At 40.6% G+C, this 26,023-nt stretch carries 14 protein-coding genes, 8 tRNA genes and 1 pseudogene; 6 read left to right on the top strand and 17 right to left on the bottom strand.

The window, feature by feature from the left end:
• Positions 1-7: 7 nt before the first annotated feature.
• Both RBH88_RS05440 and RBH88_RS05435 read right to left on the bottom strand, forming a co-directional pair.
• Positions 8-910 carry a permease gene (locus RBH88_RS05440; protein WP_213690736.1) on the bottom strand — a complete coding sequence of 301 codons (903 nt, stop codon included), beginning with the start codon at positions 908-910 and terminating at the stop codon, positions 8-10.
• Positions 911-953: 43 nt separating this feature from the next.
• Positions 954-1,382 (bottom strand): MarR family winged helix-turn-helix transcriptional regulator, encoded by a 429-nt coding sequence (locus RBH88_RS05435; protein WP_213690737.1) that lies wholly within the window; start codon positions 1,380-1,382, stop codon positions 954-956.
• A 326-nt stretch (positions 1,383-1,708) separates the two neighbouring features.
• On the opposite strand from RBH88_RS05435, the gene RBH88_RS05430 reads away from it, so the two are divergent.
• Positions 1,709-2,695, top strand: coding sequence for a TAXI family TRAP transporter solute-binding subunit (locus tag RBH88_RS05430; RefSeq protein WP_374047600.1), 987 nt, complete (start codon positions 1,709-1,711; stop codon positions 2,693-2,695).
• Positions 2,696-2,832: 137 nt separating this feature from the next.
• Entirely contained in the window at positions 2,833-4,707 is a 1,875-nt protein-coding gene (locus RBH88_RS05425) for a TRAP transporter fused permease subunit (protein WP_307880043.1), read from the top strand.
• 204 nt (positions 4,708-4,911) lie between these two features.
• Here RBH88_RS05425 and RBH88_RS11725 read toward each other — a convergent pair whose 3' ends face one another.
• From RBH88_RS11725 to RBH88_RS05400, 7 genes and pseudogenes are all read right to left on the bottom strand, one after another.
• Positions 4,912-5,208, bottom strand: a complete 297-nt coding sequence (locus tag RBH88_RS11725; RefSeq protein ID WP_213691350.1) for a Zn-binding domain-containing protein — start codon at positions 5,206-5,208, stop codon at positions 4,912-4,914.
• A 69-nt stretch (positions 5,209-5,277) separates the two neighbouring features.
• The gene (locus tag RBH88_RS05420) at positions 5,278-5,661 is read right to left on the bottom strand and encodes a hypothetical protein (protein WP_213691351.1); all 384 of its coding nucleotides are present in this window, start codon (positions 5,659-5,661) and stop codon (positions 5,278-5,280) included.
• 209 nt (positions 5,662-5,870) lie between these two features.
• A complete protein-coding gene (locus RBH88_RS05415; protein ID WP_307880042.1) occupies positions 5,871-6,875 on the bottom strand; it encodes a DEAD/DEAH box helicase in 1,005 nt (334 codons plus the stop codon).
• Positions 6,862-7,369, bottom strand: a pseudogene (locus tag RBH88_RS11720) (ribonuclease H-like domain-containing protein). Before RBH88_RS11720 ends, RBH88_RS05415 begins: the two are co-directional and overlap by 14 nt.
• A gap of 992 nt (positions 7,370-8,361) precedes the next feature.
• On the bottom strand, positions 8,362-13,065 hold the full coding sequence (locus RBH88_RS05410) for a DEAD/DEAH box helicase (RefSeq protein WP_213691355.1): 4,704 nt from the start codon (positions 13,063-13,065) through the stop codon (positions 8,362-8,364).
• Positions 13,066-13,067: 2 nt separating this feature from the next.
• Complete coding sequence (locus RBH88_RS05405) at positions 13,068-16,250, bottom strand: hypothetical protein (RefSeq protein ID WP_213691356.1); 3,183 nt, start codon at positions 16,248-16,250, stop codon at positions 13,068-13,070.
• Positions 16,251-18,520: 2,270 nt separating this feature from the next.
• Positions 18,521-18,605: transfer RNA gene (locus tag RBH88_RS05400), tRNA-Leu, on the bottom strand.
• Between the two features lie 147 nt (positions 18,606-18,752).
• On the opposite strand from RBH88_RS05400, the gene cls reads away from it, so the two are divergent.
• Both cls and RBH88_RS11715 read left to right on the top strand, forming a co-directional pair.
• Complete coding sequence (gene cls / locus RBH88_RS05395; RefSeq protein ID WP_307880041.1) at positions 18,753-20,339, top strand: cardiolipin synthase; 1,587 nt, start codon at positions 18,753-18,755, stop codon at positions 20,337-20,339.
• A gap of 6 nt (positions 20,340-20,345) precedes the next feature.
• Positions 20,346-21,521 (top strand): metallophosphoesterase, encoded by a 1,176-nt coding sequence (locus tag RBH88_RS11715; protein ID WP_374047605.1) that lies wholly within the window; start codon positions 20,346-20,348, stop codon positions 21,519-21,521.
• On the opposite strand, the gene RBH88_RS05390 is transcribed toward RBH88_RS11715, so the two are convergent.
• The 5 genes from RBH88_RS05390 to RBH88_RS05370 form a co-directional block, all read right to left on the bottom strand.
• Positions 21,484-21,559, bottom strand: a tRNA-Lys gene (locus RBH88_RS05390). The two genes, RBH88_RS11715 and RBH88_RS05390, sit on opposite strands and share 38 nt — an antisense overlap.
• A 36-nt stretch (positions 21,560-21,595) precedes the next feature.
• Positions 21,596-21,672: transfer RNA gene (locus RBH88_RS05385), tRNA-Arg, on the bottom strand.
• A gap of 18 nt (positions 21,673-21,690) precedes the next feature.
• A tRNA-His gene (locus RBH88_RS05380) sits at positions 21,691-21,767 on the bottom strand.
• Between the two features lie 22 nt (positions 21,768-21,789).
• Positions 21,790-21,866 (bottom strand) — tRNA-Arg (locus tag RBH88_RS05375).
• Between the two features lie 21 nt (positions 21,867-21,887).
• Positions 21,888-21,964: transfer RNA gene (locus RBH88_RS05370), tRNA-Gly, on the bottom strand.
• 207 nt (positions 21,965-22,171) lie between these two features.
• On the opposite strand from RBH88_RS05370, the gene RBH88_RS05365 reads away from it, so the two are divergent.
• Positions 22,172-22,951 carry an enoyl-CoA hydratase/isomerase family protein gene (locus tag RBH88_RS05365; RefSeq protein WP_213690109.1) on the top strand — a complete coding sequence of 260 codons (780 nt, stop codon included), beginning with the start codon at positions 22,172-22,174 and terminating at the stop codon, positions 22,949-22,951.
• 52 nt (positions 22,952-23,003) lie between these two features.
• Here RBH88_RS05365 and RBH88_RS05360 read toward each other — a convergent pair.
• Both RBH88_RS05360 and RBH88_RS05355 read right to left on the bottom strand, forming a co-directional pair.
• Positions 23,004-23,081 (bottom strand) — tRNA-Pro (locus tag RBH88_RS05360).
• Positions 23,082-23,091: 10 nt separating this feature from the next.
• Positions 23,092-23,166, bottom strand: a tRNA-Ala gene (locus RBH88_RS05355).
• A 151-nt stretch (positions 23,167-23,317) separates the two neighbouring features.
• Between RBH88_RS05355 and RBH88_RS05350 the strand changes: the two genes are divergently transcribed.
• Positions 23,318-25,030 (top strand): NFACT family protein, encoded by a 1,713-nt coding sequence (locus RBH88_RS05350; RefSeq protein WP_307880040.1) that lies wholly within the window; start codon positions 23,318-23,320, stop codon positions 25,028-25,030.
• On the opposite strand, the gene RBH88_RS05345 is transcribed toward RBH88_RS05350, so the two are convergent.
• Positions 24,960-25,961 carry an RluA family pseudouridine synthase gene (locus tag RBH88_RS05345; protein WP_213690111.1) on the bottom strand — a complete coding sequence of 334 codons (1,002 nt, stop codon included), beginning with the start codon at positions 25,959-25,961 and terminating at the stop codon, positions 24,960-24,962. The two genes, RBH88_RS05350 and RBH88_RS05345, sit on opposite strands and share 71 nt — an antisense overlap.
• Between the last annotated feature and the right edge of the window lie 62 nt (positions 25,962-26,023).

Genomic DNA, 26,023 nt, shown 5'->3' with positions numbered 1-26,023 from the left:
TTTTATATTAAAGCATTGAGTTAAATACATATCCGCCTATAACTGCTGTAGCCCATATGACGATAACTATTGCGCTGACTAAACGTTTTTTGAAGATACCCGCGAGCATGATCATTTCGGGTATTGCCATGCCTGCACCGCCAATGATCAAAGCAATAACGGCTCCCATACTCATCCCTTTTTGAGACAACGCCAATCCAATCGGGATCGCTGTTTCTGCCCGTATATAAAGCGGAACACCAATAATGGCCGCAATTGGAATTGCAAACGGATTATTAGGCCCAGCTATCTTTGTTACGAAATTTTGAGGAATGTAGCCATAAATTACTGCGCCGATGCTAATACCAATAAGAAGGTAAATAAGGATGGCTCTGAAATCACTCCAGGCAGAAATAAATGACGCCTTTAATTTTTTCGAAAAATTTATTGGAATATTTACTGACTCGTTATTTGCACAACAGCATTTAGATTGGATCCTCACCTTTTTCACATATTTTGCCCCCCCTATTTTTTCAAGAAAAACACCGAAAAGAATCGATCCGAAAAAAGTGACGAAGAAATAAATTAAGCTAGCTTTCGTTCCCATAAGAACCCAAACCATGCTTATAATGATTGGATTCAGCAGAGGCGAAGCGATGATAAATGACATAACCGACCCAAAAGGTGCCCCAGCGCTCAACATACCTAAGGTCATTGGTATGGTTGAGCAAGCACAAAAAGGAGTTAGAGAGCCAACAGTAGCACCCAGAAAATTACCCCATATTCCACGATGAGCGAGCCAGTTTTTGAGCTTGTCTTGCGGCATATACATTAATATTATGGTAACAACTGTGCTGATTCCTAGAAATAGCACCGTCAGCTCTGCGGTAACAAACAAAAAAAATTGAATAACACTGACAAAATTGTTCATTTTGAAATCCTCCTTGACATAGTTAATCATAAAGACCTAGATATTAGCTCTTTAGTGCTTTTGCCATTGCACTAAGCATCTCAACTATATCGACAAAGGAATGCTCCGGCATTTTTGAAACAAGAGCATGAAATTGTTCCATGTAGCGTAAATCGATGGATACCAAAACCTGTTCTCCAGATTTTGTTATTTCTAAACAGCAGACTCTTGCATCTTTATGTGATTTAACTTTTTCGACATATCCTTTTTTTTCGAGCCGATTCACAATCCTTGTTGCGCCACTTTTCGTAAAACCAAGTGAATAACCGACATCTTGCACAGGACAATTCGGTGCGGAGGCAACTTTATCTAATGCTATGAATTCCGGCATAGTAAGGTTTTCACAGCATTCGCCATTCAATCCTCTGGGGCCAAAATACCAAGCAATTTCTATTAACGATCTGCTTATCTCCGAAATCGTAGATTGTCTCATACAACCTCCAAAATTACAGTAGATTAATTACAGTAGAACTCTTTTTGATGTTTCTTTTAAATATTAACAATAATGTAGGCGATATAGTTGATGTTGTCAACTATATCGCCTACAATACGAATTTCATAAATGTTTTAAGTCTGCTCAGTGCTAAATTAAAATTTGTGGGAGAAATATACTACAAATAATCTGCTTAGTGTTTAATATCTAAAATACTGGAATTGACAATGCCCTCATAGGTATATATATTACTTTCCAAAAGATAGAAATAAAAGTTTTCGAATTTGTTCTATCTTAATTAAGTATTTGAAAGGGAGGGTTTTTGTTTGAAAAAGTTCATCATTTTTCTTCTTACCTTAACCTGTGTGTTTACAGCATCTGTCGTTGCTGCGGACACCCCATCGCAGCTTCGCTTTATGGCGGGGCCTCCTGGCGGGAACTGGTTTGCGTTAGGTGGAGCTCTTGCAGAACTCTGGTCTCAGAAAACAATCCCCACGACAAGTATTACCGGGGGTGCAGTTGCCAACATTATCAATGCGGACAAAGGGAAGGGAGACTTGGGGTTCTCTAATACTTCAATGGTAGCAGTGGCTCAAAAAGGTGGAATGGCACCTTTCAAAGACGCTGTAGGGAATGCATCGATTCTTGCCAATCTCTATACTCAGTATACTTATTTTATAGCTCGCAAAGATTTTGTTGAAAAGAATGATATTAAGTCTCTTGACGATTTGGTTGCACGTAAAATTCCAACGCGCTTTGCCACTCTTAAGACAGGAACAGGTTCCGAGTTTATCGTTAACGGTATATTTAAGTCTGGTTTTGGAGTCGATTATCGCGAAACTTTGAAAGAATGGGGCGGTTCTGTGGAGTATGCCTCTTACTCTGGCGGAGCAGACCTAATTGCAGATAACCATCTTGACGTTTTTGCCTTCTCTGTCGGTAAAGTTGCTTCAATCGTTATGCAGATTGAAAGCCAGACGGACATCGTTATTCTCGGGATGGAACAGAATACTCTTGATAAAATCGGCGCTGACTATGGTACGGTAACTTTCACCGTTGACCCTGGTATTTATAAGTCAGTGACAGATACTCCTGTTAAAGTTGTCGGTGACTATACATGTATAGTTGTTCGCAGCGATCTTGACGAGCAGGTTGTTTATGACCTTTGTAAAACTATGTATGAAAACCAGGATACTCTTGCAAAAGCTGTAGTTGATATGAAAGAACTGAATCCTGCTACGGCAGTTCCTACTGCTCCTATTAAGAGTCACCCTGGGGCTGTTAAATATTGGGATGAGGTTGCCGCCAAGTAATGCAGTAATATCCACGTAAACTAAACACCTAGAAAGCGAAATTTTCGCTTTCTAGGTTCTTTTCTGTTTTCTTTTTTCCTTTATTCCTTGTAGGGAGAACGATATCCCGATTTTTAGCCAAGGAGGTTTTTTATGTAATGAGAAAACTTGACGGTAATGTCGCAAAGGTACTTTATGTCTATATTCTAGCGATGGGAATTTTTCATCTCTACACAGCTGTTTTTGGTTCCTTTGAGGCATATCTACAAAGGGCAATCCACCTAACTTGGGTTTTGCCGATGACCTTTGTCCTTTACCCCATTTCTTCGAAAAAAGTTTTAAATCCAGAAACGAGAGTTCCTTGGTACGATTGGATTCTTGCAGCAGTCTCAGCAACTCCTGGACTCTATATTATGCTTAATTATGATCAAATTATGATGCGTATGCAGGGAGTTGACGAGTTGACAATGATTCAACTTGTACTCGGTACATTGTTGATTATATTGCTTTTAGAAGCAACTCGTCGCATTGTAGGGCTTCCTCTAGTTATCGTAGCTGTGGCTTTTACAGTTTATACATACGTATGCGACGCTAGCTTTCTTCCTGCAGCTCTTCGTGGTGTACCCACAGAATTTGAAAGAATTATTGAAGGAATGTTTCTTACCGATGAAGGAATCTTTTCTTCGTCGTTGGGTGTTTCAGCGACGTTCGTTATGATTTTTCTTATTTTTGGCGGCTTTCTAGAAAAAAGTGGTGTAGGTGAATATTTTATGGAATTTGCACAAGCCTTCACAGGTACTGCCGCTGGGGGACCGGCAAAAATTGCGGTCGTGAGTTCTGCTCTATTTGGATCAATTTCAGGATCTGCAGTAGCAAATGTCTATGGCACAGGATCTTTTACAATTCCTTTAATGAAACGTATTGGATATCAACCTCATTTTGCCGGAGCAGTAGAAGCTGTTGCGAGTGCTGGAGGGCAGCTCATGCCTCCGATTATGGGAGCCGGCGCATTTGTTATGGCTGCTCTTTTAGGGGTTCCATTTAACAAGATAATAATAGCGGCGATTCTCCCATCTTTCTTCTACTACGGGGCTGTGCTTTTGATGGTACACCTTACTGCTATTAGAGATGGACTTAAAGGGCTACCGGCTAGCGAATTGCCTTCAAAAAAAGTCGTTATCAAACGTTTATATATGATGTCACCCATTGTATTGCTTGTCTATATGCTTCTTGCTGGATATACCCCTATGTACGGAGCTATTGCTGGCATTATTCTTGCTTGGGCCATTTCACTTCCTAACCCTGCTCGACGTATGGGGCCAAAACAAATACTTGCGGCCATTCACGATGGATCACAAAATATCCCTATTATCTGTACTGCATGTGCGTCGGCTGGTTTAGTTGTTGGTTCAGTAGCTCTATCTGGTATTGGGTTTAAATTTGTAGGTGCTGTTCTTCAACTTGCCCGTGGTAATTCATTCTTGGCATTGGTCTTGATAGCATTAGTCTCTCTTATTCTTGGTATGGGATTGCCTACTACCAGTGCTTATATTCTTGGGGCTGCATTAGGCGTTCCAGCCCTTGCAAAGATAGGATTCCTTCCTATCGCGGCGCATCTTTTTGTATTTTACTATGCCATCGTGTCTAACATCACTCCTCCTGTAGCATTAGCTGCCTATGCCGCAGCTTCTATTGCGGGATCGCCACCGAATAAAACAGGCTTCACTGCCAGTAAACTTGGCATATTAGCTTTTGTTGTTCCTTTTGCGTTTTGTTATGATCCCGGGTTGATACTTCAGGGGACATTAACAGAAAATTTGTTAGCTATAATTAGTGGAATAGGTGCTCTTACTGGTATGGCCTTTGCCCTGACAGGTTTTGCACGTGCTCCTTTGCCAAAGTGGTACAGAGGGCTTTTTGTGCTCACTGCCTTAGCGGCTCTTCATAGCCAGCCAATCATATCTTTAGTCAGTGTTGGACTGACTTTCTTGCTCTTTTTCTTTTCAGAGCAGAAAAAACTAAAGATATCTTAAACGTATAGAGTTTATTCAGATTGAAAGAGATAAAAAATAGGCGGCTTTAAAGCCGCCTATTTTTATTCCCAGAATGGTGCGAGAGAGGGGACTCGAACCCCTCCAATTAAGGCCTTGCAAATCCGATGATAGTTTGAGTTGTAATTTGAGAAATCTCCATGGCAAAGCATAACTGGAGACTCTTTCGCCCAGATTCAACAATAGCTAATGAACAGATGGCTTCAACATAAAATTCATAAACTCCTTTTTAACTTCCTTGTTGATGGACATATTCTCTTCCTTCCTACGCGGTAGATAAATACATCCAGGACAACCTTCTTTGCAATTACAGTGATTTACGATATAAGCTGCTTTCTCAAAGATATCATCGAAAGCAATGAAAAGGGCATCTGTAAGGCCAAGTCCTCCGTCAAAGTTGTCAAATATGAAAATGGCGGGGGTTTGGGTCTCAGGGTGCATGGCAAAGGTCTTTCCATCGATGTTTCGTCGTTGGTCACACATTATGAAAAGGGGGGGGAAATCCCCAATTGGGCATGCTCAATCCCGACCAAACCAGAATAAAAAACGGATTCATCCTTTTGTATTGATGGATGTGGAGGGAAACTCTTCGTTATGTATTTCCAGAACCTGGTCATCCTTCATAACCTTATATCCCCAAATATGCCTGGTGACGGTAAGTGCTCCCTTGCACAGTGAACAATGATTGTCCGAATAGACTATCCTTTCTTCTTCTTTGATGTTTGAAACGTTGATTTCTTTCATGGTCTTGGTGTAGTAGTCCATGTCTTTTCTAATTACTGTGATGGTCTGGAGATTTTCATTGACCTCTTTGACAAGATACTGTTGTCCCATGTGGATCCATACTGCATTTGGGTGTGCTTCATCATATATCTTGTCACGTTCTATAGTTTCAAGAACTACACCATTACAGAGGATCTTGAAGGAACTGTTCATATCAGAGTCGGTAAGAGAGACAAGCTCTGGAGCCCTGCTCTTTCCGGAGTAGACCCATCCCCTGGGCGTGGGACTTACCAGTACTGATGGTGGAGAGCTTCCAGGATTACAGCATCCAGAGATCCAATATCAATTCCGAGTTTGAGAGCATTGGTGGAAACCACACCCCGTAAATTTCCCTGTTTAAGACCCTGCTCTATCTCTCTACGTTAACCAGGAGTATAGCCTGCCTTATAGACTATTACCTTGTCTGCAAGATCGGCAAAGTTCTTTTTATTTAGAGAACCTTTGGAAAAGAAGGCAATTAGTTCTGCCATTTTTCTGCTGCCAACAAAAGAAAGAGTCTGAAGGCCCTTAGTTACAAATAGATGAAAGAGTCTTAGGGTTTCATTTGCTGGAGACAGGTAGTATCCTAGGCCCTCCATGAAGGGATTGTAAAGGACAAAATGCTTCAAAGATTCTGGAGCTCCACTCTTATCGATGAGGCAGAACGAATCTTCCTGCGTGAGTTTTTCTGCAAATTCGACGGCGTTTGCGATGGTAGCCGAGGACAGAATTAACTTTGGGTTACACCCGTACCAGTTGCATATCCTCTTTATCCTTCGCAAAAGAAGTGCGATGTGAGATCCGAAGATCCCCCTGTACATATGGGCTTCGTCAATGATTATATATTCAAGGTTCTCCCAGAATTCTTTCTTCCATTTATAATGGTTTCCCAGACAATAATGAAGCTCGTGCGGGTTTGTCATTATGAGCCTTGATCTGGTTCTTATGGTCCCCTTCTGAGACTGGGGCGTATCTCCGTCGTATATAGCTGGGTTGATCCTTATTGCCAGATCCCTCTCCAGGACAAGGAGAGACTTCATCTGATCGTTAGCAAGGGCTTTTCTCGGATAGATGTACATGGCCCGGGATTTCTTGTTCTTGATCATACTATTTAGAACTGAAAGGTTGAAGATCATGGTTTTTCCGCTTGCAGTCGGAGTGGTGACGATTACGTTTTCGCCAGCCAGGCATCTCTTTATTCCTTCCGCCTGATGTGAGTAGAGGCTTATGCTGTTTTTCTGGAGATAGGATACTATCTTGGGGTCGAGATCCTGAGGAACGGGCCCATACTCCGCATCTATAGGACTGTTCTGCCAGACATGACAGATCCTTTGGGAGAAATGTTTGTTTATTTTTAGGGATTTCAGCATAGCTTTAATTTTTGGCATCGAACCACTCTCCGCATAGGTAGGAATATATATTGGCAAGATGTACAACATCAAGTCGATTATGCTTAATAATGGGTACCAGGGGCCCAGGATTGCCCTCCCTCAAATAGGTATCGTAGAAGTGAGGAACATAGGCTCCGGGAACATCATCGTCCCTTTCAGCACCCACCAGGTGCGTTTCGATGGTCTTAAGCTTGCAGTTGGGAAGGAAGTTCTTCCATCTTCGCCTGCAGAAATGCATGAGGTCGAAATGGGTTATGTCATGAGCCTCAGGGATTCCATTATAGGTAAAACGTCCGTCTATGAAGGTTACCATTATATGTGAAAAGTGCCTTTTTTGATCTAAGGTGAACCAGGTACGACTGAAGGGCTGCGTATTCTTCCTTGATGTCTCTCAGGAGATACTGATTTACAGTTATGATCCCCTCGGACATCTCGCCTACACCGATAAGTATCAGGGGAACTCCGGACAGTTCAAGAGTCTCGATGTCCATGAAAAAGAGATCTTCTTCTTCAAACAGTCCGGATAGGGCCAAGAGAGAAGGATCCGAACAGGCCACTGACACAATCTACCAGTTCGCATGGATCTTCATCAAAGAGTGACATAATCTCTTGAGCGCAATTGCCATAACGGGAATGTTCAATGAGATTTGAAAGTGTGTTATATCCCTTTTTTTAAGCTTCATTTCATAGTGGGGGCCTATTCCTCGGACGAGCTTAAGGTTAGACATTATATAATCGCGGCACAATTCACTACAGGGTCTCGTAAAGAGACCTTCATTTTTTAATTGTATATGGAAACAGCTCTCTCCGTCAATAACATTTTGCAGACCTTGGGGAAAGAGCTGTTCGAGAGTCGCTCCCCCATATTTATCAAGTAACTTTAGCAGAAGGTGTTTCGTCTGCTCTTCTTCCTTTTCATGGGAAGACACAGCCGATCTTAGATTACAGAATCTCTATATATAATATATAGGGTCTGCTTCGAGATGCTTTAAGCTCCCTATATCTTGCTTTATTTCTGCATCATATCTCTTTTTATCTTTGCTTTTCCAAAGTTCCGTAAGTCTGGAAAATACGCCCAAAGATATGCCTCCAAACTTTTGATTCAATCTGGCATCTTCTTCCAAGAACACATATCAGAAAAAAGAAAGTTGTTAATATCGATGGCCAGACTGGAATGTTATTGCATTGTTAAAGATTCTCACAAAGGTGTTTACATTCTAGTCATTTTCAATATTGGTATCCCAGTTTCGTTTTCTTTAAGAATAGATATGATCTACTCCTTTCTTAAAAAATGTTTTATATATTCATAAGCATCAATCTCTTCCCCAAGCTCCATAATCTCTTTATAAAACTGACCTTATTCTTTGAAGTGAGAATAAATAAGCTTATTTGGCCCAATGTTGTTGATACTTCTGCAGATAGTTTCGGCGAAGATGGCAAATATTTAATTTGGTATTCATAAATACCCCCTGGACATGTTTGTTTAAAACTCATCAATTAAAACAAGCAACCTCTCAAGATATTCTTTTGCAAGACCTCTTTTGAGGAAATGATGGGCAAACTGGTTTTTATAACTTCTTAAACAGCCGTAACAGCTTGTATCTGGATCACACCCACAAGAACCAGATACTCTTTTCAGAGCAAACCTCAGAGTATCAACAATAATTTCGGGTTTTTCCAGACTACTCACAATACCGGCCCCTCCTGGAACCGCATCGTAAAGAAGTATGGGAGGTACTTCTCTAGTCACACTTGGTATTTCCCCGATGGCAGTATTCAGATCATTAGAAGGGATCCCAAGAGCCTGTGCTGCTCCTTCTGCAATAGCATATGCCAATGACATACCTAATGAGAGGATATGTGTTCCGGGTGATGCCGGAAGCAAAAGACGAAGTTCCAGAACGTCTGTAATAAATTCATGTCCGAGAGAATATACGCTCAGTTTTCCGTTACACTTTTCTCCCCTTGCATTTGTATGTGACGGATCGGAAGGTAATTTGGTGGTTCCATACCCACACTTTTCACATATGTAGAAAGCATTTTCTTTTTTACCTTCACATAGCACAGCCATTAATCCTGGCTGTGCAGGTTTTAGCTTGATTAACGGATCTGTTTCGGTAAAAAGATGAATATCCGGTTTATTTAAGCTATCGGGAAGTGCCCCTGCAAAATAAGGTTTTGTTGAGAACATCCTGCCGGGTCTGACTTTAGGTTCCTTAATTATCTCCTTACTTGAAACAACGAAACCAAAAGAGGGGATAATATACGTTTTCTTCTCCCAGTCGCATCCACACTCCAGTTCTGGTTCTGGTTGACCCTCTCTCCATTGGACAAAGCAGTTATGTTCCGGACATCTCTTATAATATCTCTTTTCCCATTCCTTGCTTGCCACTTTCTTAAGACCATAGGATTTCCATTCTTTTTTGTTTGCGATAACAGAGCTTGTCGGGGCAAATTCAGATATAGCTATGGAAAGATCCCTCTGGAGCTGAATTTCTTGGCCCGCTGAAACTCCCCTAGCGCCCCGTGTATCAAGATCAACTACATCTACAGGGAATCCATATTTTGGAATAACTGTTGTTTTTGACAGGAAGGAAAGAGTATCTTCTGATTTCATTGTCGCAAGCATTCTTTTTGCCCACTTTGCAGCATCATAGTTTCCTTTGCTGGAAGATTTTTTCTCAAATTCCCAAGTTTCCTTATAATCGGACTGAAAAATCTTCTCAGCTTCTGCAATACGACTGCTTCCACCACAAACATAATCTATCCAAGTATCGTTTTCATCTATCCCCATATCCTCTGTGTAACCTTTGGGGATAATTCTTGCGAGTGAAGAGTGAAGCTCGGCAAGATTGTTTTTCACATGTTTTACAAGCTCTTCTACTGTCTTAGGCTCCAGTAGATCCAGGCCGAATAAAGCTTCAACGTTTTTAAAACGTTCTGGATATTTCCTGAAATAATGAGAAAGGACCAAAGCAGTAGCATGGCGAATAAGGATCTTCTTATTTACGATATTAATCACGGGTGGTTTTATGGTACCCCTGATTATATTTAACGGTTCCGAAAAGTGATAAAGATCATGAGGGGATCTTTTGCAAAAGGTTATGGCAAACCCGGGGTATCCCCTTCGTCTTCCGGCCCTTCCTACCCTTTGAGCATAGTTAAATGACTCTGGGGGGACGTTTCTCAAAAAGACGTTGTCCAGGGTTCCCAGGTCAACGCCTAGTTCAAAAGTAGTAGAACAGCTCAGTACATGGATCTTCCCTTCCTTAAAATCTTTCTGGAAAGACCGTGCTTTTTCATGATTTAACTGGGCCGTATGTTCTTCCACTCTCATTTTGCTAGGAAGCCCACCAAGATATAGCCTCCGATAATGGTTAAAAGACAATACTGAACTTGGAACTTGGAATATGATTCCTTTGCAGTTTGGTTTTTGACAGTACCCAAGCAATGGGTAAGGCTGTATTTGATTGCAGAGGGAGCATTTATAGAGCTTTTCTTTTTCCGTTGATTTGACTCTATACCACCTTAGATTCAGTCTAAAACCATCGCGACCGGAAGGTATGAACAACTTGTCATTGTCATCTTCCGTACATGTGGTATCCCACTCCAGAATTGCATCCCATATAAGATTTAGAAATCGTTCGGCGCATCTATCGGCAAAATCCTTTCCCATACCGCGGGCAACCAGTATTTTCTTGAGGAATTGCCTTCTGTTGCCTCTCCCGGTCCAACTGTGGGTAGATACCATCCTGTTGGGCTTTCCAAGGATGATCTGATCTTGATGTGTTCCAAATCCAAACTGGTCCCAGTTGACGAGATCTTCAGAAGGATCTGAGAACTCCACAGCATGCTGTCGCCTTGAATAATCAAGTAGAAAACGGATAAGCTCCAGAACTTCTTCGTGTGTAAATTCAAAGGGTAACTCAAGCAGCTCTGTCGGAACAGGAAAATCTTCGGGAAGTTTTAAATTCCACTGAAGCAAGCCAACTCCTTCAAGGGAAACCCTCCTGCTTGTCTCGAAGAATTCTTTCAGAATCCAAGTCCAGCACTGTTCTTTCTTCTTGGTTATTGTTACATTCTTACCAAAGAGTTTATAGCCCGAAGACACTTTCATCAGTTGAGATACCAGGTCTTCCACCGATATTTCTTCGGTGTCAATATCGCTAAGTTTTTTCAAGGCAACATGGATAAGATGTCTCTGGAAAAACCCATCATAAGTATTCTCCAGGTACCATGCGAAGAATGCGGCTTCTTGCCTACCATCAGCAAAGGCTAATAGTTTTCTTCTATCTTCCGGCAAACATTCATGGAGTGTTGTTGCAATTACAGAATGTGGGGCATCGCTTCCGGAGACCACGTTCCTTATAGGCGTATTGGGAGAGGAAGCTCCGCATGCCTGACACTTAAAGGGCCTGTCTTGAGATCTTGGATCATCAGAAGACGCTTCAAGAATTACTCGTAGCATAATATTTTCTTTGTGGCCACAGTCGGGAGGAGTAAACTCTCCATAAGCGCCGCAGACAGGGCATAGATATCCAATATCCAAATCTTCATTCGGGTGGTTCTCTTCCATTTCTTCTTCAAAATCCTTTTCGAGGGGTCTTAAGTAGTCGATTTGGTACTTGCTATCGCCAGGATCTTTTACTGCTTCTTTAAAATACTGCATAGATCCATCAGAAATAAGTCTGCCTACAAAATAAGCCTGACCACATTCTCTGCACACAGCAGTTTCAAACATCATACCCTCCGAGGATCCGAAAGACCTGTCAATTGAAACTTTTTTCTCCGGCAGATAACTGATAAAAGCGCCCTCAAGCGCTCTCAAGAAAAAATGGTACCGGGGAGAACCAAAGGGTTCCTCATTCTGGGGATCTTTTGCCCAGGAAAGGCATTCAATAAGAGCATAGAGGGCTTTGTTTCTCTCATCTACGGGAATGTCATCAAACACAACATCAGCAAGTTCCTGGACATCTGTAGGATTTCCTTCGACCAAAGTCCTTATTCTAAAACTCCTGTTATCGTGCAGTAACAGATGGCCTAACTGTATTTCCAGCGGTTTACCTTCATCCAAGGGAACAATATTGTACTTGCCAACTGTATCATCAAGAGTTTTCTGAAGTTGGTCCTCTTCATAAATCTTAGAAGCAATTTTAAGATAATCTTCAGCCGTCAAAGTATATGTAGATTTATCTTGTATTTTCTGAGTTGCGCCCTCAATTATGTTTTCTTTCAAGAATGGTTCACCATAGAGGGTTGAAGCAAATTCAGCAACGGCAGGAAATCCCTTTTCACCGTCCGCTAGGGTTGCACTGGTACCGATACACGTAAAGGAACTCGTTTTCCCTTCTTCAAAAAGCCTCTGTTTAAGACGTCTGAGAAGCATTGACATCTCGATGCCGATAGATCCACGATATTGATGAACTTCATCTAAGACGATAAATTTCCACTTCCTCGCTGATTCTCCTGAGAACAATGGATGATCATCCGGGCGAAGAAGCAGGTATTCAAGCATTGAAAAATTGGTAAGAAGTATGTGTGGAGGAGTTTGTCTCATTTCCTCGCGAAAAACAAGTTCTCCAGGTCGGCGTTCTCTTGCCCTTGTCTCGCCACCTCTGTGATGATCTTTTATGTTTTGGGGGGTTTCCCCAATGTATTGTCCAAAGGTGAATCTAAAGGAGGAATCACTTTGATAAATAATTTCTGATATCTCCCCAAGACGATCTCTCTGATCATTTGCGAGGGCATTCATTGGATAAAGGATAAGGGCCCTGACTCCAGGAGCCAGAGTTCCCATTTCATATTCCTGATAGAGGTGAAGCAGAATCGGCAGCAGAAAAGATTCTGTCTTCCCGCTCCCGGTTCCCGTTGATACAATAACGTTCTGATTCGAATGAACCGCTTTTACTGAGCGTTCCTGGTGTAAATACAGATTTCTGTTTCCTTTTACTGCATCAAGAAATCCTTTATCTACAGGATGGCCCAGCAATTCCAGAAAAAGGTCCTTTGGTTTTCCCCCCTTCATAAAGGGCGGGGAAGCTTCAAGGTAAGGCCCTTTAGCAAGGTTACTTCTGGCAAGGGCTGTTCCAAAAGAAGAATTAAATTCCGGATCCTTGAACCGATATGTTGTCATTAGGTAGCTGCGGTATCTTTCTTCCACTGTTCTACAAAGTTCAAGAGGATTCAAACCTATACCTCCTTAGTATCATCAAGAAGAGAATTCAGGTGTTTCTTGAATAAGTGTCTTAACATTTCTTCCTGATCTGTAAAATCCTTGGCGCATATTTTGCATCGCCATGTTTCACATAAATGAGTGAGTACGTTTTCCCGGATTTCTGTTACGTCGCTAACAGGGGTAAATGAAATAACTTCGCCATGATGTTTTTCTTGGATATGTTTACATATGACATCGTTAGGATTTTCATATCCATCTTTTTTAGAATAAAACGGACAATAGGGACATTTGTAAATAGCTTCAGGCAAAGACTTATCAATAGCCTTTAATTCTTCATAGCTTGTTTCCCGGAAGTTTTCATTGAAGATTTCCTTTATGTGATTTTCTTTAAAATGTTGTTTGAGCTGATCCGCAGGGATCTTCTCTCCACAGTACTTGCAAATTCGTTTCTCTATAAAGTTCCCAATATGTTTTTGATGGAAACCATCTTGCTTATAAAAAGAAATTACTAACGGAATTCGTCGATTAGCATATTCTTTTTTTTCTGCTACTATCTTTTGCCCCAGTACAGAAATATTTATTTCCCAAAATCCGGTCTCTGAATTAAAATTCATCTTTCTTCGAATTGAATTGGAATATTGGAGAATCGCACGGAATTTATCCGCATCTCCAGGGGCTTGAACATAGAGCATCTTTCCGGCAGTGGCCTTGAGATCTTTAAAACTTAATTCAATCTGTTCTTTGGTCAATCGACCTGGATTCTGGCAATTTCCTATAGACCAGTAAAATCCGGGAAAATCGAAGGAAAAAGAAACAGTGTCTGAATCTTCCTGTTCAATTTTCCACTGAAAGGTTTGTATTTCCGGGCATTGCGGAAAAACTATGGATGTTTCTCCCTGTTTTGTTTCATATTCCACATTCTGAGAAGTCACTTTATCTAAGGGGGTAAAGACCATGCCCGGTGTATGAGATATTTTCATATAAATTTCAGAAGGAGTCTTTTCTGCGTAAGGGGCATATCCCGAAGTTTCGATCGATGCAATATCACGATGAAAATAAAAAGGATGACTTTCTATTAAATCGGTACATTTGTTGTAAAGCAGGACTGAAAAATGCCCGCCTCTTGTTTTCATGCTTTTTGGCAGTATTATTCGTTTTCTTTCCCCTTCGTCAGCAGGGATAATAACTTCTTTCGGTCGGTATTCTCCCGCTATTTCATGCCTCAGTACTATTTGGTCCACTTGGTTCCAGTATCTGGGTACATTAGATACTATTGCCGGCAATTCATTAATGAAGAAGTCTTCTTCAGTAACAAAGGCTAACTTGTTCCCCTCAAGAGAAAATTTCTGGAAGTAAGTTGGGATTTCCAGAATTTTGCCATCTGGTTTGTGAAAAAAGATACCTTTTTCAGGAGAAGGATTAAAAAAATGCACAAGATGTCCTGGAATAGAAACTTTTTCAGGGGTAATGTGTTCCACACAGCTCCTGCTTCTGTCAACTGAAAAGTCCTCAGGTACAATACAGAGATATACTCCATCTGAATATTTCTCTACAAATCTTGCATCTCCAGCCCCTTTCTTGCGCAGCTTGAACAGAAGATATTCTCCGTTTCCGAACTGTTTATGAGACGAATGATATACGTCAGAAGTCACGGCGCATTCAGTTTCCAGTTTATTTATGAGACATTCACCCCTTCGGGGATCAAATCTGACAGGTTCCTTGTTAATAGTGATATCAGCTAGATTCCTCTGAGTTAGTTTAAGAATTTGCTTCGGGAGTTTTAGAATCACTTCCCAACGGCCAGCCCTTTTAATACAGTACATTTCAGGAAATACTCTTTTGGCTTCTTCGTTATTGGGTGTTCCCTTCGATCCGGGACGCCTTCCCCCTCTTTTCCGGGGATCTGGTTTGACTTTTTCTCCGTTAATTATTTCCCCAATATTCGGCAAAGGGTCCCTTCCATATGAAGGGATATGGAGGGGCTGTTCTTCGCTAGGTGTTGAAGGTCCCTGAATTGGAACAGGTTTTTCAAGAAGAAAGGGTTGTTGAGATCCGGAAAATCCTGTAGAAGGAATAGGATCTATTCCTTCTTTAACTGTGTCGGCTTTCCTGCTTTCCGGTTCGGGTTCCTTTTCCTTAGATGGATTCTCTGTTCCGGGTCGTGGCTCCACCAGTATTTCTGGAGTCGAAGTGTTGGCCATGATAGATGAAATACTTTGAAGATTTTTCTCTAGTTCGGATATTTTGTCTTCTATATGTTTTATCCCGCAAACCGAAGCATAAATATCTTTCTGTATTGTACTTAGAGAGGTTTCAATGATACGCTGAATGCCTTCCTTTCCATTTTCAAGATACTTATTAAGTTCGGTTGTCTTTAATGAATTGTCTTGAAGTTCCTGGAATAATTTTTTTATGGCCAATGTCTTTTCCTGAGAGTATTCACTGAAATTCAGGAGGGTATTGTAATCCTTGTTGATCAGAGCTGCAAAACTTTCGTGATCTTCTCTGGACTGTGTTGTATCTCTGGTTATTCGTTTAAGACAGTCAATTACTGGGTCTACACTAGACCTTAATAATTCTGTGATCTCTTGTTTGTCAGATTGAGAGATTCGCTTTATTGCTTCTAATCTTTCAGTTATTGTTTCAAGTTTTTCGGCGATAATATTCCCCAGCTGTTGTTTTTGTGCCTTGATGTAGTCACCAATGGTGGAAATGGAATTCAATAGTTGGGGAGGATATCCTTTGAGTAATTCTTTGAATTCTTGTTGCTCTGCCAACATTTTTTGAGCTTCTTCACTTAGATTATCAACATCATTTGATATAGATGTCTCCAGTTCCTTTATCTGTCCTTCTAGTGTCGATATTCCCTCTAACGACTTTCGAACTAAATTTTTGTTATCCTGGATAAACTGAAGGCGCGATTCATCCCATTTATCAACAAATTCTTCAGCAAGTTTTTGGTAATTGTCGTTTCTGCTTTTTTCTAAGGATTGTATGAGCTGTACTTTTCCTTCATGGATAGACTGAATATTATCTCTAAGATCTTTTTCAATCTTTGAAATAGCATGATAGATTCTTTTCTCTGTTTGAAAAGTGATTTCTGAAATTGCGTTAGAATTGCTGTTGACCTTATGAATGATTACTGCCGTTGCAATACCACCGGCTATCACAAATGATAAGAAACCTATGAAGAACAAAACTAATCCCCCTCCGTTTCCCCGATGTAAATAAGAGTCACTGTTATAGGCACCTCTGATTTATTTTTTCGCGGAAGTAAAGGCCAAAGAAATAGTTTTAAAACAAGTAGTTTTCACAAAAAAGCAAAGTTGCCCCGTTAACATGAAGCAGCTCTGACACTCAATTATTCCTTAAGGTATTTTGTGAAAAGAATTCCTCTCTCGCTTCTCAAACAATAGTTTTAGCAGAAAATAGATATAAGCTCCTAAAGAATCTTCAGATGACTACCCTAAAAACGCCCTTGAACGCCAAAGAACGTTCATATACATCCTCGTGTTTGTTTTGCTTCTTTCAGGTCGTAAGATTGTTGTCAGGAGCTTTGAAATCTAAGATTTATACCAGCGGATTAAGTGTAGAGATCAACCGAAAACTCTCACTACATGTAGTACGGGATAATTTATAGATCATCCATGTCGAATGTCTTGACAAAATTACCCCCAATCCATAATAATTTTATGGGTTTTCCGGCTTATTATCAAAAATCTGATTTTATCCATGTATATCCGGAGGATTTTAGAGATGACTAAATAAATATCAAAGAGCAAATTAGAACTATATATGTGATAAAACTCTAAAGAGAAGTTCTTGAAACAAAGAGTATAGATTTTCTTTTCATCCTGTGCTGATCCTTCTTGTGGATCTCTTTTTGAGTTCTATTTGCTCCATGCTCAATGGACGATGAAATGCGAATTCTTTATTGGAGAGAAGTCCACATTGTAAGAAATCTTCTTAACCACTTCATAGATATCTCTTGGATGATACGGTTTCGACATATTCCAAATCGGCTGCAAGTCTGACCACGGGTTCTTGTGTCTGACAAGCTGACATACCAAAGATTTACCAACTTTAAGAAACTGTAGTTTGTATATGACTGTATAGCAAATAATTGTAAAACTTTTTCTCTATTTTTAATACTCGAGACACAAGCCATGATATTTAGTTCAATGAAAAGTAATGGATGAATTGGTACGAGCCTATTGATCCAGCGTATCTTAAGTCATCTATTTCCTTTATTATATATGTTAAAGCATATTGTTGTTTCCGTAAATATGCTGTTTGTGTTTTTGCTATCCCCTTTACGATGTATATTAAAGCATGGTATGTCATCGTCATCTTCAATACACCAATCATTCACCTCTAAACATGAGATTTCTTCAAGTCTTGTCGCCGAAAAGAGGACTATCAGGAGAACCCAGAAATGGGACGGGTGACATCGGCATCAATCGTATATGCAAGAAACCTGAGAATCTTTTCTATATCTTCGTCATCCAGAATATCTCGGAGTTCATGGTCCGTTTCGTTGATTTGAATGTAAGAACCTTGTCCATCCCATAAATATATATCCTAGATTAGTTGCCCAGTGTAAGAATCCTCTGAAAAGCTCAAGATTGTGTTGAATAGTCTTGGGTGCTTTACGTTCATTTTCCGGTATACTCATTAATAGAATTTCTTTAATCGTTTTGTTTCTTATACCCGTTGCTTGGGAGTTTCATACAAGCGCGTCTATAAAAACGTAAGTGATCTAGTGGGAGCACCTTCAATGGAAGGTCGGGTAAAATATGTAAGATTGCGCGAATCCTGGGTATTTTAGTTTTCTCTGTTCTGTTCTTCCAGCCCCCCATTTTGATTTTTTTAATGTAGATTTCTAAAGCCTCACTTAGAAGCTTGCTTGATCCAACACCGGTTTTGAGAAGGAATACTGGTATGAATGATTATGAGGAATAAAAGATGATAGATTATTTCGTCGAAGGAACTTGGATCAGTGGCCTGAGAAGGGGCAACATCATACTTACATACATTATCATTATCATTATCAATATCAATCTTTTCCATTAGATTAGGCTTGAGTGAGGGGCAGTTAACAACACCTGGCGTTTTGAAAAACAAAAAAAGAATAATGTCTAGCACTTGGGCTTTCAAGTTTGCAATTTCAGGGGATTTCGTATGAAAGCATTTGTGTATTTCGGTCAAATCTAAAATAGGTCTGAATTTTTCGGGGACAAAATATCTTTAATACCAACAATCAGACTGTTTGTTAAGTGAGGTACTTTCTTGGAGTTACACCCAGATGTTGTGCTGCTTGAGCAACATCTGCTTAAATCTTTTGCTTTAATATCAAATTTAATATCAAATTTGTAAAATCACAAACAATAATCGACGATTGTCGTAATCTTGGAGCTAACTCCCTAATATTAATATAACTATATACCTTGAGGTTTTAGAAAAGATATGGTGCGAGAGAGGGGACTCGAACCCCTATGGAGGAATCCACTGGATCCTAAGTCCAGCGCGTCTACCAGTTCCGCCACTCTCGCACATAGAATGAAGTGTTTCAATTACTGTAATGCCTGTGGAATAATACCATCAATTTATAGAGATGTGAAGAGGCTGTTGGTATATCCCTTCTTTCAGCTATAATCATAATGTTCAAAGTTAAAAGCAGAAGGAAGGAGGAACTTCCATTGCGTTTTTCCTTAAAAGCATTGCTCGTAACGATTTTTATTCTTGCTATCCTCTTCTCTATCCCATGGGTATGGATCAATATAGAATCACTCGCTGTCATGACAATCGAAGGAGAAATTGCAGTAGCTCCTACTTTCTTCAAACTTGTTCATATGGGATGGCTGCTTTTTCTCGACTACATTCCCTACATTTTTACACTTTATATTATTGCAGCTGCCGGCGTTATTTTTATGGAAGAAAAAAACCCAGACCGTACTATTGCCTGGCTTTTGGCTTTAATCCTTGTCCCCGTCATAGGTTTTTTGTTTTATTTTCTTTTAGGCCCGGATCCCAAACGAAGAGCGGTTTTTAAGCGTTATAAGAAAAAACGGTTTTATCGCTCTATTTTTAGGGAATGTCCTGCTCCTGCCCTTGATCTCTATAGTGAAGATATTCCATGTCGACTTGTTTCTTTACTAGAGCAAACATCTCATAGTCGCCTAACCTATCGAAATTCGGTCGATATGCTGCTTAATGGTGATGAAGTTTTTCCTGCTATAGCTGAAGCTTTACAAGAGGCAAAGCACTATATTCATTTAGAGTATTTCTCGATAGCTAATGACAAAACTGGAGAAAAACTTCTTGAAATTCTTCAACAGAAAGCTGCTGAAGGTGTTAGTGTTCGAGTTATATATGATAGTGTCGGTAGTTGGCGTTTAGGGCGCCGTTTCGTAAAGAAACTTAGGGAACAAGGTATAGATGCTCAACCGTTTTTACCCGTTTCCTTCCCGATGGTTCGTCGTGATTTGAACTTTCGTAACCACCGAAAAATTATTGTTGTTGATGGCAAGGTGGCTTTTACGGGAGGCCTTAACATAGGAGACACATATCGTGGTTTAAATCCCAAGATGGGATTTTGGAGAGATACGCACATTCGCATTCATGGCGAGGCTGTTGCTTCTCTTCACGAAGTCTTTCTAAACGATTGGTTTTTCTGTACAGGACATAGCTTGCCTGAAACAGAAACTTATTTAAATGGTAGCGCACTTCCAGAAACAACAATGCCGATTCAAGTGGCAGCAAGCGGTCCTGATTCAGATTGGCGTGCAATATTGCAAGGATACTTTTATTTTATTACAGCAGCACGAAAACGCGTCTGGATTACAACACCCTACCTTGTCCCTGATGATAGCCTGAAAACAGCCCTTACGACAGCTGCTCTAAGTGGTGTAGATGTACGAATTATTATTCCTTCTCGACCTGACCATAAGGTAGTTTTTTGGGCAACTCGATCGAATATAGACGATTTACTTCGGGCAGGTGTTCGTATATTTACTTATGGCAATGGTTTTATCCATTCAAAACTTATGATGGTTGATGGTAAGTGGGTTTCTGTAGGAACCACAAATCTCGATAACCGAAGCCTCGATATAAATTTTGAAGTGCAGGTTTTCATTTATAACAGGATGAAGACGAAAGAGTTTGAAAAACAATTCCTTGAAGATCTTAAGGTTTGCACTGAACTTGATTTACGTTCCCGATCTGAGCGGCCTCTTCATGAGCGAGTTCGGGAATCTCTAGGAAGGCTTTGGTCGGCGCTATTATAAAGGAGCATGACTTTGCCTAGAATTAAACGATCTGAAGGCGGTTTTATCGCTGCCTATATTGGTTTATATGCAGCCCTTTCTTTTTTTCTCTACTTTTACTTTCAATTGAAAGGGCTTCCCCCCTTTTCGTGGAAAACTCTTGCTATTGCCTGGGGCTTAGGAACAGCATTTATCGTAGTTTCAGTAATTCCAGCTCGCTGGTCTTCTCCACTGCTCTACAAGGTTCATACTATTTTAGCTTGGATAAGTCTTACAGGGATAGCCTTTGGTTTCTATTTCATCCTTATCTCTGTTCTCTTCGATATATTACTTGTTATTTTACCGATTTCTTTCCCATTCCCTTTTTGGGAGCTTTTCCTGGCTGCTTTAATAGCATTACTTCTAACTTATTATGGTTATAAAGAGAGCATGAAAATACGAAGTATCAACATTGAATTTCCAACCAAAAAGTTACCTGAAGGTATTGAACGTTTTCGAATTCTGCAAATATCAGACTTGCATCTTGGCATGCTTATAAATAAAAAAATGTTGCAACAGATTATGCAACAAATACAAGAAGAAAATCCAGATGTAATTGTTTCGACGGGAGATCTTCTTGATGGAGAAATTGAAGATATAGAAACAATTTCTGAGATGATGCTCCACTTTAATCCGCCTTATGGGAAATTTGCTGTTACTGGAAATCATGAGTTTTATGCAGGTATAGAACATGCTCTTGATTTTACAGGGCGCGCTGGCTTTGAAGTGTTAAGAGGGGCAATAGTTCCTGTAGGTCCCATTTCTATTGCAGGGGTAGATGATCCGGGTGGGCATTTTATTTTAGGACAAACAGAGATAGACGAAAGCGAGCTATTACAGGAAGCTGACACATCTCGTTTTACATTGTTACTTAAACATCGCCCATTAGTACATCGTGATGCTGTAGGAAAATTTGATTTACAACTTTCAGGGCACGTACACCATGGCCAACTCTTCCCTTTTATGGTATTTACTTGGCTTTTCTATAAACACACTGTTGGAATGCTGGATCTTGGAAAGGGGTCTTGGCTTTATGTAAGTCGAGGGACCGGTACATGGGGGCCTCCTGTGCGAATCTTGGCTTTTCCCGAGCTGACAATAATAGATTTGGTTTCAGACAAAAAAATGGTGGACCGTACAGGAATCGAACCTGTAACCCCCTGATTAAGAGTCAGGTGCTCTGCCAATTGAGCTAACGGTCCACGAAGAGCTATTCATTTATTTTATGCGAATACTAATGGCGCGCCCGGCAGGAGTCGAACCCGCGACCTACGGATCCGAAGTCCGTCGCTCTATCCAGCTGAGCTACGGGCGCGTACCGCATTTTAAAAAATGGGGTGAGCGAGGGGACTTGAACCCCCAACATCTGGAGCCACAGTCCAGTACTCTAACCAATTGAGCTACGCTCACCATATCCATATCAAGATTCAAGTGGCGCGCCCGGCAGGATTCGAACCCGCGACCCACGGCTTAGAAGGCCGTTGCTCTATCCACCTGAGCTACAGGCGCCTGCGAATGTTACAATAAAACTGGAGCGGGAAACGGGATTCGAACCCGCGACCTACGGCTTGGAAGGCCATCGCTCTAGCCAACTGAGCTATTCCCGCTCGTCGCAACGAAGTTGACTTCGTTCAGCACGGGAAATACTACCATATGACCGAGTTTCCTGCAACCTTTTTTTGATAGAAATTTGATGTAAAAATTATTTAAACTGTTGTAACAGAAAATAAGACTGCTATGAGCATTGATAGTATCATTTTATATGGTTACACAAAGTAGCAGCTCTATTACTATAACAAGGAGGTAAGAGCAGAATGAGCTATAAAGAGATAACTATTGAAAAGTGGGAAGATCGTGTAGGGCGAATAACATTGAATCGTCCAGAAAATCTCAATACTTTTAATAGCCAGATGGCATGTGAACTTGATAAAGCTCTTCTTGAACTTGATGAAGATAAAGATATACGAGTAATTATTGTAAAGGGTGCAGGAAGAGTTTTTTGTGCCGGTATAGATCTTAAGGAATTTCCTGAACAGAACCCGTTGGAGTATCGAGAGTGGGTTGAAAGAATGGAAAAATCTTTTGTGACAATCTCTAAGATGAAAAAGCCTGTTATTGCCCAGGTTCATGGTGTCGCTGCTGCAAATGGTTTAGGACTTATCGCTGCAGCGGATCTTGCGGTTGCTTCAGAAGACGCACGAATGGGATTGACAGCGATTAATGTGGGTCTTCATTGTGTTGGTCCTGTAATTGCCGTATCTAAGTCTGTAGGGCGCAAAAAGGCTTTAGAAATGGTGTTATATGGGAATCTTATTCATGCTCAAGAAGCTCTTTCTCTTGGTTTGATTAATAAGGTTGTACCTTTCGATAGACTAGAAGATGAAACGAGAAGTTGGGCTTCTGAACTGGCTCAGAAAAGTCCACTCGCAATACAAATGGCTAAGCAAGGCTTTTATACATTACAAGATATGGAATATGAAAAACAATTTGCCTACGCTAATGAGGTTTTTGCGAGACTCTGCACTACAGAAGACGCTCTAGAAGGAATTTCTGCTTTTTTTGAAAAACGTTCCCCTCACTGGAAAGAAAGATAAAAAAGTCAAAAAAAGAGGAAATTGCTTTTTGCAATTTCCTCTTTATCTAAAATGGTCGGGGCGAAAGGATTCGAACCTTCGACCCCCTGCTCCCAAAGCAGGTGCGCTAACCAGACTGCGCTACGCCCCGTGATAAGCACTGGTGGAGCTGGGGGGATTTGAACCCCCGGCCTCTTCCGTGCGAAGGAAGCGCGCTCCCCCTGCGCTACAGCCCCAAGCAATCAACGGCGAATATTGTAATAATCGAAAGGGAAGTTGTCAAGCTTATTTCTGGATATTATGAGAAGTTGTCTCTCATTGACTTCTTTCCCTTAGAGTGTTTATCTATATATTCTAATACATAAAGCGTAAGAAAGGAATTTTAAAATGATATATGGTGCAGAATTTGTCTCTAAATGGATTATAGAAATGAAAGAAATGTTTCTTGGGCAACGGCTTTTTCGTGTGGAGAGCGGAGATACATGGTTAGCACTTCGCTTCTCTTCTCAGACTCTTTCTCTTTTGATAAGTTGGCATCCTCAGCATTTCGGATGTTGTCTTATCGATGAAGAAGATCTTGATTTAATGAAGCGTTTTTCATCGGGGAAACTTCGCTTTGCAGATGCCCTTAAAAGCCATCTTGTAAAAGGCGAGCTAACTGCTGTTGAACAAATAGATTTTGACAGACTTTTAATATTAAAATTTTCTCGCAAGGTAGGAGCAGGTTTTGATGTAGAAAATTCTCTTGTTTTTGAATGCATGGAAAGGAATAGTAATCTTATTCTTCTTGACGAAAATAACACTATCATTGATTGTGTTAAACATATCCATCCAGAAATTAACAGGTACAGAACGGTTGTGCCCTCTCATCCCTACATTACTCCTCCTCCACTTCAAGGGCCATCTCCTTTTGATATTCAACCGGAAGACTCTGCTTATGAAGATATCGCTATGATGAAGGGAATTGGTAAAGGGCTTAGACAATTTATAAAAGCTCATCAATCTCTTTTTACATCAGGCGAATGGATAGGCAATATTGCAAAACTTTACAACGAAGAGACCCTCAAAAATAGCCTTATACAGACGTGGAAGAACTATGTTACGATCTTTCCCCTTTTATTGGAAGATATGATACCTGTGAGCGAAAATAAGGCCCTTATTGTGTCTAAAGACTTTGTGGTCGATCCTTTACTTTGGGATAAAAGCAACAGGCTTAAGAAAGATACGCTGAAGGTTATAAAGAAAGAGATAAAATCTCTTGAGCGACATCGTAAGGGCATAGAGAAGCAACGTTCAGAATCAGAAAAAGCACCGTGGTATAAAAATTGTGGTGAATTGCTGCTAGCCAATCTATATAAAATTCCACCTCGAACAGAAAACATTTCTCTTACAGGTTGGACAGAAGATGGGGAAATTACACTACAGATCCCTTTAGATCCCAAAAAAAACGCTTCTGATAATGCTGCTGTTTACTTTAAAAAGTACAAAAAAGCAAAGGGAGATCTTGAAAAAATCGAGCGTGAAATCTCTGAACTGACAGATAAAATATCGGAGCTTCAAGATCAGATAGATATTATTGAAGAACTTGAGGTTCCATCAATGATTGATTCCGTGTGCCGGGATATAAAAGAGTGGCTTGTTCCTAATAAAAATAAAAAGAGGAAACGTTCGAAAAAAGAGTCTTCAACTCCACCTCATCTTCGTCTCTCTTATGAGGAAGCTCTTATTCTTGTTGGTCTGAATGCTCGAGGAAACCGACATGTTACTTTTCAAGAAGCAACTGCTGGAGATATATGGCTTCATGTGCATGAAATTCCAGGTTCGCATGTCATTATTAAACATCCAGAAGCACGAAAGGAAAATCTTGAAGGGACCGATTTATTGGTACTAGCTGCTTCATTGGCCGCCTTTTTCAGTAAAGCTCGCCATTCTACCAAAGTACAAGTAGATTATACGGAACGGAAACATGTGCGACATATTCCCGGAAGCGGCATAGCTCACGTTACTTATACTCATCCGGAAACAATTCTTATCGAGCCCGATCGCTGGAAAGAATATTTTTCAGAAAAAGAGATAGCTCTTGGGGAAGTTCGGCCCTGAATTTCATTTCTCGGCCAGTTATCGGATGTGTAAACGTAAGTTTCCAGGCATGAAGAAAAATTCTGCCTGGCGTCTTTTGAAGACACTCTTTAGTTCCATAGAGTTCATCACCAACAAGTGGGCATCCAATATGTTTGAGATGTACGCGAATTTGATGGGTACGCCCCGTATGGAGGGTACATTCTATAAGGCTATAGTTTTTTTGGCTCCAAAGCACTCTATATTCCGTTAGTGACGGCCGACCTGACTCAGTAACAGCCATCATAACTCTGTTGCGATGGCTACGGCCTATAGGCGCGTCTATAAGACCTGTTTTCCTATGTGGAGTTCCGCGACATAAAGCGAGATATTTTTTCTCAACAGAGCGAGAACGAAATTGTTCCTGAAGAAGTAAAAGAACATTGCGGTTTCTGGCAACAACAAGAAGACCGGATGTTCCTCCATCAAGGCGATGAACAATACCTGGACGAACCTCTTCGTCAAATTTTCTCATATCAGGGTAGGCATAAAGTAAACCATGAACCAACGTCCCATGCCAATTTCCTGGCGCTGGATGTACTACGAGTCCAGAAGGTTTGTTTATAACGAGAAGAGACGAATCCTCATATGCGACTTCAAAAGAGACAGGTTCAGGCTCGACTTCCAATGTTTCTATGGGTGGCAAAGTTACGACAATCTGCATTTCAGGCGACACTTTCAACGCCGCCTTGAGCTTACGCTGAAGATTTAAAATCTCAACATTTCCCATATGAATAAGCTTTTGAATATAATTGCGGGTCAGCCCTAATTCATTGGCAAGAAAGAGATCAAGACGCAGATTTGCATCTTTCTCTTGAGGAGAGGTTAGAATTTTCCCTTCGTTACTATTTTCTTGAACTTCCTCGCTATTTTCATTGCCTTCCCAAAGCTCTTTATTTTCTTTTTCAGACATGGTAACCTGCCTTACTAAAAACAGAGGCGAGAAAAGGATCTCGCCTCTGTTTTGTTCTATTA

The organism is Aminobacterium sp. MB27-C1 (assembly GCF_030908405.1).
GTDB lineage: Bacteria > Synergistota > Synergistia > Synergistales > Aminobacteriaceae > Aminobacterium.
This window is presented reverse-complemented; position numbering and strand designations above follow the sequence as displayed.